Raw genomic sequence first — 17,471 nt, 5'->3', positions numbered from 1 at the left:
GGAAGGTTCACTTAAATGAACCTTCCTCTTTGTTTTTATTGTCTTTTTGAAGAGTATTCCAGTACTCTAAAATTTCTGATGTAACGAGAGCGGCAATGTTTTTTTCTGAATTACTACCAAGGATAACGACAGAAACGGCAATTTGTGGATCTTCCGTAGGAGCATACGCAATGAAAAGAGAGTGATTTATCATTCTTGCTTGCTCATTTGGAAAACCTGTAATACCTGTTTTACCTGCGACGTCAAAGGGCAACTTTTTAATTTCCTCTATATTTTGACTCATCCCACCTTGCACGACACTCCAAAAGTTCATCGGGTAACGATTTGAACTTTCTAAAATGGGTTTAAACTTTTTGGTTTCCTTACCATCTTGACCAATAATCGCACTTACGATTTGAGGTTTATATTTGTCGCCTTTACTTGCCAAAGTTGCTGCATATTGAGCGAGTTGAAGAGGAGTATGCACTTCATTTCCTCCCCAAGAGGCATTTAATAATGCTGAAATCCCATTTTCAAATTTATTAGATGGATGGAATTCATATTGTCCGTCTTCTTCAAAGGGTAAATCAATCCCAGTTTTAGAACGTAGGCCGAATTGCATTAAATAATCTGTCCATATATGTGCCACTTTTTCTATATTTCCATTATTTTGGTTGAATAAGGGCAGAGCTACTTTTGCTGTCATAAATGTGTTAGATGAATTAATGATAGCCTGCCTCGGTGTAATCTCCCCTGTTGGTGTTTCAGGCGCATTCGTAATGTTATTTTGATTATCATACTGAAAAGTACCTTGATCTAAATAAGTATCTTCTGGTTGAAAAAGCTTTTCGTTTAATCCAATTAAAATAGTAAGTGGTTTTATAGTAGAAGCCATATTTACATAAGATTCACCATACTTTAATTTTTGAATTGCTTTATTTTGCGAAAGAGATTTAATGTTTTCTTTTCTAGAAGATACATGTGTATTTAATATATTTGGATCAAAAACTACCGAGTTGGCCATAGTTAAAATTGCGCCAGTTTTTGCATCGCTCACTATAGCATAACCAGCTTTAGCATCAGGTGTTTTCTTAATTTGAGATTTTAATGCTTCTTCTGCCTTTTGCTGCAACTCAGAGTCTAAAGCTAGCCGCACGTCTTTTCCTTTTTGTACTTTTTGAATGTTCCATAAGAACTTTTTATTATTCAATTTAAAAATAAGAGTTTTGCCTGGTTTTCCTTTTAAATCATTTTCATATTGCAGCTCAATCCCGTTTTTTCCAACAGCCATATGCTTTGAATTAAGGTCATTTTCTACATACCCAATTACTTGTGAACCAATTTCGTGTTTAGGGTAATATCGAATCCATTCATCTTTAATTATTACATTATTGGGTTTGTTTTTGTTTATGAATGCAAGTTCATTCTCATTTATATCAGAGTATAACGGTATATCATTCATAGTCTGCTTTTTACAAGATTGTTGTAATTGAGATTTTATGTTCTCTGTAGAAATATCATGTTGAAACTCGCTTGAAAATTGGTTGAAAAAAGCTAATGTGTTTGATGTATCTTGTTTCGATAGCTTTTCATCATTAGAAGTGCAATATAGAGACTTAACTTTCTTATTTGTAGCGAGCATTACACCATTTTTATCAAAAATCTTTCCTCTTTCAGCTGAAGAAGTTGCGATAGTAATTGAAATGAAGTTGATTTTTAATAAAATCAGTAAAATCAAACCTACAATAGAAAGAATCGCAAAAAATCTCCATCTTCTTGTATGTAACATATAACCCTCCCTTATGTAGCCTATTTCATCTTATATTTAATTATTTTTTTTGTAAATGTGGAACAACTTTATTGTTTAGGTTGTCTATTAAGTATTACAGCATGAAGAAAGGAATAATTAGCATGAAAATTTACTAGCAAGTTTATATGTAAGATTAATAAGAGTCATTATACAGTTTAGCACTTCTAATGTAAGTGGCAAAAAAAATAGAGAGAAAACAAGAAGGGAGAGTTATTAATTCCGTAGCTAAACGAAAAGGAATGGTTGCTTACAAGGATTAAGCAAAAAATTGAGGCGATATTTATAACCGATTATCGGTATCTAATATATAAGGAATGCTTTTAGTATTTGTAGCAATTCCTGAAAGGATTAAATGGAGGATTTATGAAAGAACAAAAAGGCAAGAAGCAGAAGACATATATATCTATTCGATTAAATATAATGTTCCTTTGCATATTTGTACTATTCTCAGCTATTATTATGCAGCTAGGAAAGGTACAAATCGTTGAGGGAGAGGCTTATAAGAACCAAGTGGAAAGTAGTCAAAATGCAATAACTAGTATTCCAGTTCCACGTGGACAAATTTTAGATCGAGAAGGGAAAACAGTTGTTAATAATAAATCTCTTCGCACAATTACGTATACAAGGGTGAAGGGAATTACGAGTGAAGATACTTTAAAAACAGCAAAAGACTTGGCGAAAGTACTTGAAATGCCTGAACAAGATATAAATAAATTAACAGATATCGATAAAAAAGATTTTTGGATGCAGTTGAATTCGAAACGTGCGGAGGCAAAGATTACTAAGAAAGATATAGAAAAGTTTAAAGAAAAGGGTATAGAGGGAAAAGAGTTAGATAAAAAAATAGAAGACTTAAGACGAGGTCGTGTTACAGAGGTAGAATTAGCAGAATTAACAGCACAAGATTTAAAGGTGTTAGCTATTAAAAGTAAAATGAGTTCAGGTTATCAACTAACACCACAAATCATTAAAAAAGATGTAACAGATGAAGAGTATGCGCGGATAAGCGAAAATCTTGCGGATTTTCCAGGAGTAGATGCAACTGTTGATTGGGAACGTAATTATGTAAACGGTAATTTATTTCGTTCTGTATTAGGAAATATTACGAGTAGTGAAGAAGGATTACCGAAAGAAAATTTAGATTCTTATTTAGTACGTGGATATAACCGTAATGATCGTGTTGGAAAAAGTTATATTGAACAACGATATGAAGATGTATTACACGGCACAAAAGAAGAAGTGAAAAATATTACTGATAAATCAGGAAACATTGTTAACACAGAAATAATCTCTAAAGGAAAAAGTGGTAATAGTTTAACATTAACGATTGATATGGAATTACAAAAGAAAGTTGAAGAAAGTATAGAGAAAAACTTGAGAGCTTTTAAGAGTTCAGAGCCACTGCTCGATCGAGCTTTTGTTGTCATGACGAATCCAAATAACGGACAAATTTTATCAATGGCAGGCAAAAAGATTGTAGAAAAAGAAGGGAAAATAGAGGTTGAGGATTTGGCATTAGGAAACATGACAACTTCGTATGAGCTAGGGTCAGCTGTAAAAGGTGCTACTTTATTAACTGGATATGAGACAGGGGCAATACATCCAGGAGATCAATTTTATGACGCACCGATGAAATTTAAAGGTACACAAGTTAAGAAATCGTGGAATGTATCCGGATTTGGTAATATTAATGATTTACGGGCTTTACAAGTATCTTCGAATGTATACATGTTCCAGACAGCTTTAAAAATTGCGGGAGTCAATTACGTACCAAATGGCTCATTAGATATTAAACAAGGAGCATTTGATACGATGCGCTATTATTTCAAGCAATTTGGTTTAGGTGTCCCAACAGGTATTGATTTACCGAATGAAATAATTGGACAAACGAGAAAAGTAGATAGTCAACCTGGTTTTTTACTAGATTTTTCTATCGGTCAGTATGATACGTATACGCCGTTGCAATTAGCGCAATATATTTCAACGATTGCGAATGGTGGTCATAGAATGCAACCTCAAATTGTACAAGAAATACGAGAACAATCAATAAAAGAAGAGGTTGGCAAAGTTATACGTTCCATAGAGCCTGTCGTATTAAATCGAATTGATATGAAGAAAGAACATATTGATCGTATAAAAGAAGGGTTTAGATGGGTATTCCAAGAAGGTGATGGAACTGGCGTGAAATATTTCAAAAACGCGCCATATAAACCAGCAGGAAAGACAGGAACAGCCCAAACTGTATATGGTGGAGATGACCCGATTGGCAGAAATGCAAAAGGAGAACGTATGGAATGTTACAACTTAACGTTAGTTGGATATGCTCCATATGATAATCCGGAAGTAGCATTTTCCGTAGTAGTTCCATGGCTTCATGATGATAAAAATGGAATTAATTCTATAATTGGAAAGGAAGTTTTAGATGTATACTTTGATTTGAAACAGCAACGTATACATGCTGAATCTACTAGTACAGGTAGTTCTAAGCAAAATTAGAATACTTTTCTCAGGGAAGAGAACCTGTTTATATAAAGCCATTTATAAGTAAAAAAATGAAATATGAAATAAGAGATAGTGGCGATCATAGCTACTATCTCTTATTTTGTTAATAACTCTCATACTAGCTATAAATTTTTTTCAGTTTATGGAACAAATTTGGTTCGGTGATTGTCTATTATGTGTACGTATAAAAAGGTGCTAAAAATTTGGAAGGAATGATGATTTTGAAAAATAAGAGGATGCTAAAAATAGGAATATGCGTTGGTATATTAGGTTTAAGTATTACAAGCCTAGAAGCTTTTACAGGAGAGTCACTGCAAGTTGAAGCGAAAGAAAAGACTGGACAAGTGAAACATAAAAATCAGGCAACGCATAAAGAGTTCTCTCAACTTGAGAAAAAATTTAATGCTCGATTAGGTGTATATGTGATTGATACTGGTACAAATCAAACAATCTCTTATCGACCTAACGAAAGATTTGCCTTCGCATCAACTTACAAGGCTTTAGCCGCGGGAGTATTACTACAGCAAAACTCAATTGATTCATTAAATGAAGTAATCACATATACGAAAGAAGACTTAGTGGATTATTCACCTGTTACAGAGAATCATGTAGATACTGGAATGAAACTAGGAGAAATTGCTGAGGCAGCTGTTCGTTCAAGCGATAATACTGCAGGGAACATTTTATTTAATAAAATAGGAGGACCGAAAGGATATGAAAAAGCGCTTAGGCATATGGGGGATCGGATTACTATGTCTGATCGCTTTGAAACAGAATTAAACGAAGCTATTCCAGGAGACATTCGTGACACTAGTACAGCGAAAGCTATTGCTACGAATCTTAAAGCTTTTACGGTCGGAAATGCACTTCCAGCTGAAAAACGTAAAATTCTTACAGAGTGGATGAAAGGAAATGCTACAGGGGACAAACTTATTCGTGCAGGCGTACCAACTGACTGGGTAGTTGGAGATAAATCAGGTGCTGGTAGTTACGGGACAAGAAATGATATTGCTATCGTTTGGCCTCCAAATAGAGCACCAATTATCATCGCAATTTTATCTAGTAAAGATGAGAAAGAGGCAACCTATGATAATCAACTCATTGCAGAGGCAACTAAAGTTATAGTTAAGGCTCTTAGGTAATAGTATTTTAGTTTTCGCATTTTTAACATGAAAGTATTAAAAGTATAAAGTTAGAAAACGACTCTTTTCTTGTGATAAGAGTCGTTTTTGTATTCTTATTATTAAAAAGGTAAAAGTAAAAATATAACGAATATATATGACATATCTCATACGAAATTTCATGTACTGTATTATTTTATTAATTTAAATAAATTTCAAGAAAGTATAATATAATTCAGTTAGCATATAGAAGTGTTTGATGAGAATGTAAAGGAGAAAATATGAAAAAGAAAATTAATAGAATTGTAATGATTATTTGTATATTAGTAGGTTTTACAATCTTTTTATATTTACAGAACAATTTAATAAGTATAACTGAGGTTAAAATAACCTCTAGTAAAATACCATCCTCTTTTAAAGGGTATAAAATTCTACAAATTTCAGACTTACACAATAAAAAATTTGGCGATAATCAAGATGTGTTAATTCAAAAAATAAAAAGTATAGACCCAGATATTATTGCGATTACGGGTGATTTAATTGACAGTAAATCATACGATGCAGAAGTTAGTATGCAATTAATACGAGAAATGGTAAAGAAGTATCCTGTATATTTTGTGACAGGAAACCATGAACAATGGTCTGGAAAGTATAACAGTTTAGAAAAAGAGTTGAAGAAATATGGTGTCAATATTTTAAGAAATGAACATGTAGGTATTCGAAAGGGTGAGCAAGAAATAAACTTGCTAGGTATTGATGATCCAGAGTTTGGTACTGGAAACCGTGATGAAGGAAATATTATAATAGATGAAATTAAAAAAGCAAAAATTGAAATGCAGCCAGAGAGATATAATGTATTATTATCCCATAGGCCTGAATTTATAAAGGAATATACGAATGAGAGGTTGGATTTGGTTTTATCGGGACATGCTCATGGAGGGCAAGTTAGATTGCCATTTATCGGTGGATTAGTTGCTCCAAATCAAGGTGTTTTACCTAAATATACAGCAGGTTTATATGTAGAACAAAATACATCAATGGTAGTGAGTAGAGGATTAGGAAATAGTATCATTCCGCAAAGAATTTTGAATAGGCCAGAGATTGTAGTCGTGCAGTTAAATTAAGCTGTACGATTTTTTATACAAAAGTGAGTAAAGAGATTTTATGTATTTTGCAGGAGTTAACATTACAATTTTGTTAAAAATTTTCTACGTTACATAAAGTAACAAAATTTGACCCTGATTGTTTGTTATAGTGTAAATAATCAAAAAACTTAAAAATTGTCGAGTGAAAATTGTGATAAGTAATTCATGTAAAAAACTTAAAGGGGTGTACACATGCATAAAGAATATGAAATTGAAGAATACACGGCGATTGAGGAACAAATACATTATTATTGTAAATGTTTATTAGTAAGTCATCCTGATCAAATAATAAAGTATTTAGAAAAAAGATTAGAAAAATATGCAGAAACATTACAATATGCACATTTATATCCTGACACAGTTATTTTACCGTTACAGCAATTAGTTATTGAATATTCTTTAGATGTTGCTAGAATTCGGAAGTATATGAATTTAAAAACGTAAAGTGAAATTTATAGTTTAAATGAAACAGAGTCGGCTTTAGGAAATGAAATTCTAATGTCGACTCTGTTTCATTGTTTAATATCGTTGATTGAACATACATACTAATCAATGAAGTTTGACATATAATTAAGCAAGGGTAAAATAAAAGTGAGTACTCACTCATTTCATTGGAAAAGGAGGATGAAACGTGCAACAACCTTCAATTATTTTACGGACTGTATCAAAAAGTTTTGGAAAAAAAGAAGTGTTACACAATCTTTCATTGCAAGTTGAAAAAGCAGAAATTTTTGGTTTTGTTGGACCTTCTGGATCGGGGAAAACAACGCTCATTAAAATGATTGCAGGTATTAATGAGGCAACGAAAGGTGAAGTGCTTGTTAATAATACTAATATGCCTAATTTAAATGAAATGAAAAGAATTGGTTATATGGCCCAAGCGGATGCATTATACGAAGAATTGTCAGCATATGAAAATGCAGATTTTATAGCAACGATGTATGGACTAAAGGGAAAACGTAAAAAGACAAGAATTGCACAGGTTTTTGAACTTGTACAATTGTCACAGTATATGAAAAAGCAAGTACAACAATTTTCAGGTGGAATGAAAAAACGCTTATCATTAGCGATAGCACTCCTTCACGAACCAGAAATATTAATTTTAGATGAGCCTACAGTGGGGATAGATCCACTTCTTAGAAAAACAATTTGGGAAAAATTTTATGACCTTAAAAAGAAAGGTACAACGATTATTGTAACGACGCACATTATGGATGAAGCTGAATTTTGTGAGCGTCTAGGGTTAATTAGAGAAGGGAAACTAGTTGCGGTTGGAACAACTGAAGAATTGAAAAAACGCGTGTCATCTGGACGGATTGAAGATGTCTTTTTGTTGGAAGAGGTGGCTCCGTCATGAGAGTTACTGGTGTAATCATTCGTATTATTCGTCAATTTTTTCGAGATAAGCGTTCGTTAGCAATGATGTTTGGAGCACCGATGTTATTACTTTGGCTTTTGTCACTAGTGTTTACACAGAAAGACTATGTACCGCAAATTGCTGTTGTTGATATGCCCGCTCAAATAGTAAAAGTGATGAAAAATCAAGAAGCGTCAATTTATGAATACAGTAAGGAAAAGGCGATTTCTGAGTTGGAAAAACAAAAGGTAGATGCAGTATTTCGTATAGAGAATGGAAAAATGAAACTTCTGTTGGAAGGTAGTGATTCGTCAAAAAATCGTGCTGTACTTCAAGTATTGCAAAAAAGCACAGAGAAGAATGATGTATCGATTATGAAACCTGAAGTAAATTATTTACATGGCTCTAAAGACTTTACGATGTTTGATGGGCTTGGTCCTGTATTAATTGGTTTCTTTATATTTTTCTTTGTATTTATATTATCAGGTGTATCTTTCGTAAGAGAACGTTTAAGTGGTACGCTAGAAAGGTTATTATCCACCCCAGTAAGAAGATGGGAAATAGTCGCAGGTTATATTATTGGTTTTGGATTCTTTGCCTTTATACAATCCATTATTATCGTAAGCTTTTCCGTTTATATTTTAGATTTATACGTAGCTGGCTCCATATGGCTAACGCTACTTATTACATGTATGCTCTCTTTAACTGCACTAACATTAGGTACGTTTTTATCGACATACGCAAATAATGAATTTCAAATGATTCAATTTATACCGCTTGTTATTGTGCCACAAATCTTCTTTTCTGGATTATTTCCAATGGAATCTATGAACAAGTGGCTACAAATGTTAGGGAAAGCATTTCCACTCACATACGGCGCTGACGCAATAAGACAAGTGATGATTCGGAATCAAGGGTTTACAGAGATTGCATTAGATCTTACTGTGTTATTACTTTTTTCACTATTATTTGCAGTAGGAAATGTATTTGCTTTAAAGAAACATCGCAAAATATAATAATGACAAAAAGGAGCTTTATAAATGCAGAAAGATTGGCTGGAGGAATTAATAGCTGCAACTAATACGGATAAACGAAATGAACGTCAAATGCGAATATTAGAGGCGGCTGTTGATATGTTTGGAGAAAAAGGATACGCTTCAACTTCAACAAGTGAAATTGCAAAGCGTGCTGGTGTAGCGGAGGGAACCATCTTCCGCTACTATAAGACGAAAAAAGATTTATTACTAGCGGTCGTAATGCCAACTTTAACTAAGTTCGCTGCACCATTTTTCGTACAAACCTTTGCAAAAGAAATATTTAAATCGGAGTATGAATCGTATGAAGGACTTTTAAGGGTTGTAATTCATAATAGATTTAAATTTGCTCAAAAACACTTTCCTATGATAAAAATATTAATTCAAGAAGTACCATTTCAACCAGAACTGAAAAATGAAATACAGCAATTAGTAGAAACAGAACTGTTTTCACATTTCAAAAAGTTGATTGTGAAATTTCAAGAAGAAGGGGAAATAATTGAGATACCACCATCTTCCGTATTACGTCTTACTTTATCAGCTGTATTAGGTTTATTATTAACACGATTTTTATTATTGCCTGAAGAAAAATGGGATGATGAAGCGGAAATTGAAAATACGATTCAATTTATATTGTATGGATTAACTCCACGAATTTAATCGTTGAAGTGTGAATTACATACATTACTTTTAAGTGAAAATAAATCGCCTTTAAAAAGGCGATTTATTTTCATTATATATTTTTGATAAATAAGTACTTGTTTAATAAAAACATTCTAAATCAGCGTGTTTCTTTGTCTCTTCTTCTAAGACCTAATAATCCTGCTAGTCCTAATAAACCAAGCCAAGCCCAATTATTATTTCTATCACGATTATCATTTAAATCATTTGTTGTATTTACATTTCGAGTTCTCACATCATTATTAACTCTGTCTAAATTATTGTCATTTACTCGAGTTGAAATATCAGTGTTATTAACTCTGTTCATATTATTTCCATCGTATTCAGCTTGCGCAGATGTACCTAAAAACATAATAGATAGTGCTAAAACACTTAAGATTGATGATAATTTCTTTTTCATAACAATCCCTCCTTTCTTAATAATTAAGTTCTCCGAAGCATGTGTGTATTATTCATTTCACAATATCTAAACCCTCATTAAATAGAGCGCACATTTATAGAAAATAGAGTTGAATGATTGTTAATATTTCATTGGATATATATTTCGCATAAAAATAAATGCATCAAACTTTGCTTAAAATGTTAATCTTAGTACAATTTATATTATACGGACTAGCAATAAGGAGGTAATGAGATGCGACAATTTGCAAAACCTACAATCGTCGTAAGTAAATGTTTAGAATTTGATGCTTGTCGTTATAATGGAGAGATGATTCCAGATGTAACAATACGAAATTTGCAGCCATTTGTTACATTTATACCTGTTTGTCCAGAAGTCGAGATTGGATTGGGGACTCCTCGAGAAACGATACGAATTGTAGAAGAAAATGGTGAGAATAGACTTGTGCAACCGTCGACACGAGAAGATGTAACTGAAAAAATGGAACAGTTTTCAAATGACTTTTTACAAACGATACCGGATGTGGATGGTTTTATTTTAAAGAATCGTTCGCCAAGTTGTGGTACGCGCGATGTGAAAATTTATTCTGGTTTTGAAAAAGCACCAGCAAAGGGAAAAGGATCAGGCTTATTTGGCGGAGCAGTAATAAAAAAATTTTCGCATCTTCCTATTGAAGAGGAAGGCAGATTGTCGAATTTTATTATTAGAGAGCATTTCTTTACAAGGCTATTTACAATCGCATATTACAAAATGATTAAACATAATAAAAATATGAAAGACCTTGTATCGTTTCAGTCGGACAATAAATATTTATTTATGGCATATAATCAGGTGAAACAAAAGGAATTAGGGCGTATAATTGCAAATCACAAAAATGAAAAGATTGAAGTGGTATTTGAAAACTATGAGAAGACTTTATATGAATTATTTATGCGCACACCCCGTTATACATCGAATGTAAATGTATGCGAGCACATTTTTGGATATTTTAAAACAAAGCTAAAAAAACAAGAAAAAGATCATTTTATAGAACTGTTACAAAAGTATGCAGAAAAGAAAATACCACTTAGTAGTTTACTTACAATTTTAAAATCATGGGCCATTCGATTTGATGAGAAGTATTTATTAAGACAGACGTATTTCGAACCATATCCTGAAGCATTAGTAGAAATTTCTGATTCAGGAAAAGGTAGAGATTATTAAACAATAAATTACATAATTCGACACAAAATCTCCTATGTTGTTGTAGAACAATGTAGGAATTTTTTTGTGCATTAGTACAGAATCTGTTTTAAAATTAAATTATGACAGAATTATAGCAATTGTCTAACTAATACTTTTGTCTTTTAAGTTGTTATGTTTGTAGTAGAAACTCGCACGCTGTCGAAACTCAATATTCGATAAGGGGTGTGTAGCGGAATGGAATTTACTCTAACTCGCGAAAAACAAATGATTAAAGAAATGGTACGTGACTTTGCTGAAAAGGAAATCGCACCGAAAGCTGTATATTATGACAAAACTGCAGAGTTTCCATATGAAACATTTCAAAAAATGGGCGAACTAGGATTACTAGGCATCCCATTCCCAGAAGAGTATGGAGGTTCAGGTGGCGATACGGTATCGTATGCGTTAGCAGTTGAAGAAATTGGTCGCGCTTGTGGTGGCACCGGTTTAAGCTATGCTGCAACAATTTCATTAGGTGCTTCTCCAATTTATTATTTCGGTACAGAAGAACAAAAACAAAAGTATTTAGTTCCAATGGCGTCAGGAAAAACATTAGGTGCCTTCGGATTAACGGAGCCGAATGCTGGATCAGATGCAGGTGGTACTCAAACGAAAGCGGTACTAGATGGCGATGAGTATGTAATCAGTGGTGAGAAGTGTTGGATTACAAACGCAGAGTATGCAAATACCATTATTGTAACCGCTGTCAACGGTGTTGAAGAGAATGGTAGAAAACGCATTTCAGCATTTATCGTACCTACTACTAGTGAAGGATTAACGATTTCTAGTCCTTACGATAAAATGGGCGTTCGCGCTTCTAATACTTGTGAAATCGTACTTGATGGTGTTCGTGTACCGAAAGAAAATATTCTTGGTGATGTAAATAAAGGTTTTAAACAATTTTTATATACACTTGATGGAGGACGTATTTCAATCGCAGCATTGGCAGTTGGTATTGCGCAATCAGCCTTTGAACGTGCATTGCAATATGCGAAAGAACGTCAACAATTTGGAAAGTCAATCTCTAATTTCCAAGCGATTCAATTTAAATTAGCTGATATGGCGACTGAAGTAGAGCTAGCACGCAATTTAGTACATAAAGCAGCTTGGTTAAAAGATAACGATAAACCTTTCGGTAAAGAAGCGGCAATGGCAAAACTATTTGCATCGGAAGCGGCAAGCCGTATTGCGAATCAAGCAGTACAGATTCATGGTGGATATGGCTATATGCGTGAATATGAAGTTGAACGACATATTCGTGATGCGAAACTATTAGAAATTGGTGAAGGAACTTCTGAAATTCAACGTCTCGTAATTGCTAGACATTTAGGATGTAGATAAAAGGGAGGAATCACTATGTTTCAAAAAATATTAATTGCAAATCGCGGAGAAATCGCAGTTCGTATTATGAAAACTTGTCAAAAACTTGGCATTCGCACTGTTGCTATTTATTCTGAAGCAGATGAAAATGCTCTTCATGTGAAAATGGCAAATGAAGCCTACTTAGTAGGTGGACCGCGTGTTCAAGAAAGCTATTTAAACCTTGAAAAAATTATTGAAATAGCTAAGAAGACAAATGCAGAAGCAATTCATCCGGGTTATGGTTTATTATCAGAGAATCCGTCTTTTCCGGTTCGCTGCAAAGAAGAAGAAATCGTATTTATCGGTCCTTCAGAAGAAATCATTACGAAGATGGGAAGTAAAATCGAATCACGTATCGCAATGCAAGCAGCAGATGTCCCAGTAGTCCCAGGTATTACTACAAATATTGAAACTGCTGAAGAAGCAATTGAAATTGCAAAACAAATTGGTTATCCATTAATGCTTAAGGCATCCGCAGGCGGCGGAGGCATTGGTATGCAGTTGATGGAAACTGAGCAAACGCTCACCAAAGCGTTTGAAAGTAATAAAACAAGAGCGCAAAACTTCTTCGGTAACGGAGAAATGTATTTAGAGCGATATATAGCAGACGCGCATCATATTGAAATTCAGCTTTTAGCAGATACACATGGTAACACAGTGTATTTATGGGAGCGTGAATGTTCGGTACAGCGCCGAAATCAAAAAGTAATCGAAGAAGCACCTTCACCATTTTTAGATGAAGGTACACGAAAGGCGATGGGAGAAGTTGCTGTACAAGCTGCCAAAGCACTTGGCTATACAAATGCAGGTACAGTTGAGTTTCTTGTAGATGATCAGAAGAACTTCTATTTCTTAGAGATGAATACGAGATTACAAGTAGAGCATCCAGTGACAGAAGAAATTACGGGATTAGACCTTGTAGAACAACAACTTCTGATTGCAAGTGGAGAGAAACTATCATTTACTCAGGATGATGTAAAACGTAGTGGTCATGCCATTGAAGCTCGTATTTATGCAGAGGATCCGAAAACATTCTTCCCGTCACCTGGGAAAATTACAGATTTAACACTACCGTCAAATGTACGGATCGATCACTTTTTAGAAAATCATGTAACGATTACACCTTTCTATGATCCAATGATTGCGAAAGTCATTGCACATGGCGAGACTCGTGAAGAAGCAATTTCAAAATTACATGATGCTCTAGAGGAATTAAAAGTAGAAGGTATTAAAACGAACACACCAATGCTACTGCAAGTTTTGGAAGACGAAGTGTTCAAAGAGGGTATTTATACAACAGGCTTTGTAACGAAACAACTCGTTAAAAAATAAGATTTAACAATATTAAGGGGGAAAAAATGATGACGAAAGTATACGCATCGATGGCAGGAAACGTTTGGAAGATTGTTGTAGGAGTAGGAGATACAGTAGAGGAAGAGCAGGATGTCGTCATTTTGGAATCTATGAAAATGGAAATTCCAATCATTTCAGAAGAAGCTGGCACAGTTATGAAAATTAATGTGCAAGAAGGCGATTTTGTAAATGAAGGAGATGTATTATTAGAAATTGAATAGGGAGATATAGGGGGAAGCGAATTGAAACTACCTAATTTTGCTGTCATTAAAGAAGTCGGGCCACGTGATGGCTTACAAAATGAAAAAAAGATTGTTGGCACAAAAGATAAAGTAAAATGGATTCAACTACTTACAGAAGCAGGATTGTCGTATGTTGAAGTTTCCTCATTCGTTCACCCAAAATGGGTCCCTGCATTAGCGGATGCAAATGATGTATTTTCTGAGCTGAAAAGGGATCCAAATGTTACATATGCTGCGCTTGTTCCGAATCAAAATGGTTTGGAACGAGCTTTTTTGCAAAATGTAGATGAGGTGAATGTTTTTTTATCAGCAAGTGAATCTCATAATAAAAGTAATATTAATAAATCGATTAAAGAAGCATTAGTTGTAATTGAAGATATAACAAAACAGGCATTATTCGAAGGGAAAAAGGTAAGAGGCTATGTTTCTACTGTATTTGGATGTCCTTATGAAGGGGATATAAGTGTCGCAGCAGTTGACGAATTATGTAATCAACTATTTTCATACGGCATTTATGAAGTTTCTCTTGGGGATACAATCGGTGTAGCGAATCCATTACAAGTAGAACAAGTATTAGAACACCTATTAAAGAAGTATGATGCTTCGCAGTTTGCCATGCATTTTCATAATACGTATGGAATGGCTCTAGCGAATGTAGTTAAATCATTAGAATACGGTATTACAACGTTTGATAGTTCTTGTGGTGGACTCGGGGGCTGCCCTTATGCACCAGGAGCATCAGGTAATGTTGCTACTGATGACCTAGTACATATGCTCCATAAATTAGGAGTCCAAACGAATATAGACGAAGAAAAGTTATTGAGAGCTAGTCAATTTATTCAAAGTAAGTTAAATATCCAATTACCGAGTCATGTGTATAGAGCGCTTCAACATAAAACGATAAGTAGGTGAGTAGATGCTACAATTACAAAACATTTCCGTTGATTACGTAACACCTCACGTAGTAAAGGTTTCGTTAAATCGTGCAAGACAAGCAAACTCATTATCTTTGGCATTATTAGATGAATTACAAACGATATTAACTCAAATAAGTGAAGATTCAAACGCGCGTGTAGTTATTTTGACTGGTGCTGGTGAAAAAGCATTTTGTGCTGGTGCAGATTTAAAAGAGCGTGCCGATATGAATGAAGAACAAGTTCGCCATGCTGTTAGTATGATTCGTACTACTATGGAGATGGTTGAACAATTACCACAGCCAGTTATTGCGGCTATAAATGGAATCGCACTTGGTGGTGGCACGGAATTAAGTTTAGCTTGTGATTTTAGAATTGCTGCTGAATGTGCAAGTCTTGGTCTTACTGAAACGACACTTGCAATTATACCAGGAGCAGGTGGTACACAGCGCTTACCGAGATTAATTGGTGTTGGTAGAGCGAAAGAATTAATTTATACAGGTAGACGTATTTCAGCGCAAGAAGCAAAAGAATATGGTTTAGTAGAATTTGTTGTACCAGCTAATTTACTTGAAGAGAAAGCGATTGAAATAGCAGAGAAAATTGCTAGTAATGGACCTATTGCTGTTCGATTAGCAAAAGAGGCAATTTCAAATGGTATTCAAGTTGATTTACATACCGGATTACAAATGGAAAAACAAGCGTATGAAGGTGTAATCCATACGAAAGATCGCATAGAAGGATTACAGGCATTCAAAGAAAAACGCAAACCGATGTATAAGGGGGAGTAAATATGTTAGACCAAAAACAACAATCTAATTCATTTGAAGAACGAGTTGAAACAATTAAACAAGGCGGGGCACCGAAATATCATGAGCAAAATAAAGCAAAAGGAAAATTATTTGTTCGAGATCGTTTAGCGCTTCTATTTGATAATGGGGAATATTTAGAAGATGCATTATTTGCTAACTGTGAACAAACAGGCTTACCTGCGGACGGCGTTGTAACGGCAACGGGTAAAATACATGGTCGTACTGCGTGTGTAATGGCCAATGATTCTACTGTAAAGGCTGGATCATGGGGATCACGCACAGTTGAAAAGATTTTACGTATTCAAGAAACAGCTGAAAAACTACGTGTTCCATTATTTTATTTAGTTGACTCTGCTGGAGCGCGTATTACAGATCAAGTAGAAATGTTCCCTGGGCGCCGCGGTGCAGGAAGAATCTTCTATAATCAAGTGAAATTATCAGGTAAAGTTCCTCAAGTATGCTTATTATTTGGACCTTCTGCAGCTGGTGGTGCCTATATTCCAGCCTTTTGCGACGTTGTAATGATGGTAGAAGGAAATGCATCTATGTATTTAGGATCTCCTCGTATGGCTGAGATGGTTATCGGTGAGAAGGTAACTTTAGAAGAGATGGGCGGAGCTCGTATGCATTGCTCTGTATCAGGATGCGGAGATGTTTTATGTAACACAGAAGAAGATGCGATTACACAAGCAAGACAATACATTTCATATTTTCCAAACAACTACTTAGAAAAGACTCCATTGGTTACACCTCAAGAACCGAAACAATTCGATAAAACGTTAGAACAAATCATTCCAGAAAATCAAAATGCTCCTTTCAATATGAAAGATCTCATTAATAGAGTTATTGATGAAGGTTCATTCTATGAAGTGAAAAAATTATTTGCTCAAGAGCTAATTACAGGCTTAGCACGTATTGATGGTAAGCCAGTTGGTATTATTGCAAATCAGCCGCGTATGAAGGGCGGCGTATTATTCCACGATTCAGCTGATAAAGCTGCTAAGTTTATTAATTTATGCGATGCATATCATATTCCATTATTATTCCTTGCGGATGTACCAGGATTTATGATTGGTACAAAAGTAGAGCGTGCCGGTATTATTCGCCACGGTGCAAAAATGATTTCTGCAATGAGTGAAGCAACTGTACCGAAGATTTCTATCGTTGTTCGTAAAGCATATGGCGCTGGTTTATATGCGATGGCAGGTCCAGCATTTGAACCAGATTGCTGTCTGGCATTACCGACAGCCTCTATTGCGGTAATGGGTCCAGAAGCTGCGGTTAATGCTGTATATGCAAATAAAATTGCAGCTTTACCAGAAGAAGAGCGTGCTAGCTTCATTGCTGAAAAACGTGAAGAGTATAAGAAAGATATTGATATTTATCATTTAGCATCAGAGATGGTGATTGATGGTATTGTTCATCCAAACAATTTACGTGAAGAGTTAAAAGGACGTTTCGAAATGTATATGAGTAAATATCAAGTATTCACAGATCGTAAACATCCTGTATATCCAGTTTAAAAGCCCTATTTA

General features: G+C 34.6%; 16 protein-coding genes. 14 read left to right on the top strand and 2 right to left on the bottom strand.

Going from position 1 to position 17,471, the window contains the following annotated elements:
* Positions 1 to 7: 7 nt before the first annotated feature.
* Complete coding sequence (locus F3I02_RS20480) at positions 8 to 1,768, bottom strand: peptidoglycan D,D-transpeptidase FtsI family protein (RefSeq protein WP_196478344.1); 1,761 nt, start codon at positions 1,766 to 1,768, stop codon at positions 8 to 10.
* Between the two features lie 384 nt (positions 1,769 to 2,152).
* Between F3I02_RS20480 and F3I02_RS20475 the strand changes: the two genes are divergently transcribed.
* The 7 genes from F3I02_RS20475 to F3I02_RS20445 all read left to right on the top strand — a co-directional run bounded on the left by F3I02_RS20475 (position 2,153) and on the right by F3I02_RS20445 (position 9,608).
* Positions 2,153 to 4,285 carry a peptidoglycan D,D-transpeptidase FtsI family protein gene (locus tag F3I02_RS20475; RefSeq protein WP_196478343.1) on the top strand — a complete coding sequence of 711 codons (2,133 nt, stop codon included), beginning with the start codon at positions 2,153 to 2,155 and terminating at the stop codon, positions 4,283 to 4,285.
* Positions 4,286 to 4,506: 221 nt separating this feature from the next.
* Positions 4,507 to 5,433, top strand: a complete 927-nt coding sequence (gene bla / locus F3I02_RS20470; protein WP_196478371.1) for a class A beta-lactamase Bla1 — start codon at positions 4,507 to 4,509, stop codon at positions 5,431 to 5,433.
* Positions 5,434 to 5,693: 260 nt separating this feature from the next.
* Positions 5,694 to 6,536, top strand: coding sequence for a metallophosphoesterase (locus F3I02_RS20465; RefSeq protein WP_000727192.1), 843 nt, complete (start codon positions 5,694 to 5,696; stop codon positions 6,534 to 6,536).
* Positions 6,537 to 6,749: 213 nt separating this feature from the next.
* Entirely contained in the window at positions 6,750 to 7,001 is a 252-nt protein-coding gene (locus F3I02_RS20460) for a hypothetical protein (RefSeq protein ID WP_000548621.1), read from the top strand.
* A 187-nt stretch (positions 7,002 to 7,188) separates the two neighbouring features.
* Complete coding sequence (locus F3I02_RS20455; protein WP_001187072.1) at positions 7,189 to 7,914, top strand: ABC transporter ATP-binding protein; 726 nt, start codon at positions 7,189 to 7,191, stop codon at positions 7,912 to 7,914.
* Positions 7,911 to 8,930, top strand: a complete 1,020-nt coding sequence (locus F3I02_RS20450) for an ABC transporter permease (RefSeq protein WP_196478342.1) — start codon at positions 7,911 to 7,913, stop codon at positions 8,928 to 8,930. The genes F3I02_RS20455 and F3I02_RS20450 overlap by 4 nt, the downstream gene beginning before the upstream one ends.
* A 24-nt stretch (positions 8,931 to 8,954) precedes the next feature.
* Entirely contained in the window at positions 8,955 to 9,608 is a 654-nt protein-coding gene (locus F3I02_RS20445; RefSeq protein ID WP_001168190.1) for a TetR/AcrR family transcriptional regulator, read from the top strand.
* Between the two features lie 121 nt (positions 9,609 to 9,729).
* On the opposite strand, the gene F3I02_RS20440 is transcribed toward F3I02_RS20445, so the two are convergent.
* Positions 9,730 to 10,029, bottom strand: a complete 300-nt coding sequence (locus F3I02_RS20440; RefSeq protein WP_000728151.1) for a WGxxGxxG family protein — start codon at positions 10,027 to 10,029, stop codon at positions 9,730 to 9,732.
* Positions 10,030 to 10,263: 234 nt separating this feature from the next.
* On the opposite strand from F3I02_RS20440, the gene F3I02_RS20435 reads away from it, so the two are divergent.
* From F3I02_RS20435 to F3I02_RS20405, 7 genes are all read left to right on the top strand, one after another.
* Positions 10,264 to 11,232, top strand: a complete 969-nt coding sequence (locus tag F3I02_RS20435; RefSeq protein WP_001248641.1) for a YbgA family protein — start codon at positions 10,264 to 10,266, stop codon at positions 11,230 to 11,232.
* 216 nt (positions 11,233 to 11,448) lie between these two features.
* The gene (locus F3I02_RS20430; protein ID WP_000397282.1) at positions 11,449 to 12,594 is read left to right on the top strand and encodes an acyl-CoA dehydrogenase; all 1,146 of its coding nucleotides are present in this window, start codon (positions 11,449 to 11,451) and stop codon (positions 12,592 to 12,594) included.
* A 15-nt stretch (positions 12,595 to 12,609) separates the two neighbouring features.
* Positions 12,610 to 13,947: an acetyl-CoA carboxylase biotin carboxylase subunit gene (locus F3I02_RS20425; protein WP_070758143.1), complete on the top strand. Its 1,338-nt coding sequence runs from the start codon at positions 12,610 to 12,612 to the stop codon at positions 13,945 to 13,947.
* 26 nt (positions 13,948 to 13,973) lie between these two features.
* Positions 13,974 to 14,189: an acetyl-CoA carboxylase biotin carboxyl carrier protein subunit gene (locus F3I02_RS20420; RefSeq protein WP_001987345.1), complete on the top strand. Its 216-nt coding sequence runs from the start codon at positions 13,974 to 13,976 to the stop codon at positions 14,187 to 14,189.
* 21 nt (positions 14,190 to 14,210) lie between these two features.
* Positions 14,211 to 15,122 carry a hydroxymethylglutaryl-CoA lyase gene (mvaB, locus tag F3I02_RS20415; protein ID WP_000775433.1) on the top strand — a complete coding sequence of 304 codons (912 nt, stop codon included), beginning with the start codon at positions 14,211 to 14,213 and terminating at the stop codon, positions 15,120 to 15,122.
* A gap of 4 nt (positions 15,123 to 15,126) precedes the next feature.
* Positions 15,127 to 15,915 (top strand): enoyl-CoA hydratase, encoded by a 789-nt coding sequence (locus tag F3I02_RS20410; protein WP_074593661.1) that lies wholly within the window; start codon positions 15,127 to 15,129, stop codon positions 15,913 to 15,915.
* A gap of 2 nt (positions 15,916 to 15,917) precedes the next feature.
* Positions 15,918 to 17,459, top strand: coding sequence for an acyl-CoA carboxylase subunit beta (locus F3I02_RS20405; RefSeq protein WP_074593662.1), 1,542 nt, complete (start codon positions 15,918 to 15,920; stop codon positions 17,457 to 17,459).
* Positions 17,460 to 17,471: the final 12 nt, after the last annotated feature.

The organism is Bacillus sp. SRB3LM (assembly GCF_015712745.1).
Taxonomy (GTDB): Bacteria; Bacillota; Bacilli; order Bacillales; family Bacillaceae_G; genus Bacillus_A; species Bacillus_A thuringiensis_K.
This window is presented reverse-complemented; position numbering and strand designations above follow the sequence as displayed.

What these genes read in the sequence shown, in the direction of transcription:
- F3I02_RS20480 (WP_196478344.1), bottom strand. Translation starts at nt 1,768, where the DNA reads ATGTTACATACAAGAAGATGGAGATTTTTTGCGATTCTTTCTATTGTA.
- F3I02_RS20475 (WP_196478343.1), top strand. Translation starts at nt 2,153, where the DNA reads ATGAAAGAACAAAAAGGCAAGAAGCAGAAGACATATATATCTATTCGA.
- bla (WP_196478371.1), top strand. Translation starts at nt 4,507, where the DNA reads ATGATTTTGAAAAATAAGAGGATGCTAAAAATAGGAATATGCGTTGGT.
- F3I02_RS20465 (WP_000727192.1), top strand. Translation starts at nt 5,694, where the DNA reads ATGAAAAAGAAAATTAATAGAATTGTAATGATTATTTGTATATTAGTA.
- F3I02_RS20460 (WP_000548621.1), top strand. Translation starts at nt 6,750, where the DNA reads ATGCATAAAGAATATGAAATTGAAGAATACACGGCGATTGAGGAACAA.
- F3I02_RS20450 (WP_196478342.1), top strand. Translation starts at nt 7,911, where the DNA reads ATGAGAGTTACTGGTGTAATCATTCGTATTATTCGTCAATTTTTTCGA.
- F3I02_RS20445 (WP_001168190.1), top strand. Translation starts at nt 8,955, where the DNA reads ATGCAGAAAGATTGGCTGGAGGAATTAATAGCTGCAACTAATACGGAT.
- F3I02_RS20440 (WP_000728151.1), bottom strand. Translation starts at nt 10,029, where the DNA reads ATGAAAAAGAAATTATCATCAATCTTAAGTGTTTTAGCACTATCTATT.
- F3I02_RS20435 (WP_001248641.1), top strand. Translation starts at nt 10,264, where the DNA reads ATGCGACAATTTGCAAAACCTACAATCGTCGTAAGTAAATGTTTAGAA.
- F3I02_RS20430 (WP_000397282.1), top strand. Translation starts at nt 11,449, where the DNA reads ATGGAATTTACTCTAACTCGCGAAAAACAAATGATTAAAGAAATGGTA.
- F3I02_RS20425 (WP_070758143.1), top strand. Translation starts at nt 12,610, where the DNA reads ATGTTTCAAAAAATATTAATTGCAAATCGCGGAGAAATCGCAGTTCGT.
- F3I02_RS20420 (WP_001987345.1), top strand. Translation starts at nt 13,974, where the DNA reads ATGATGACGAAAGTATACGCATCGATGGCAGGAAACGTTTGGAAGATT.
- F3I02_RS20410 (WP_074593661.1), top strand. Translation starts at nt 15,127, where the DNA reads ATGCTACAATTACAAAACATTTCCGTTGATTACGTAACACCTCACGTA.
- F3I02_RS20405 (WP_074593662.1), top strand. Translation starts at nt 15,918, where the DNA reads ATGTTAGACCAAAAACAACAATCTAATTCATTTGAAGAACGAGTTGAA.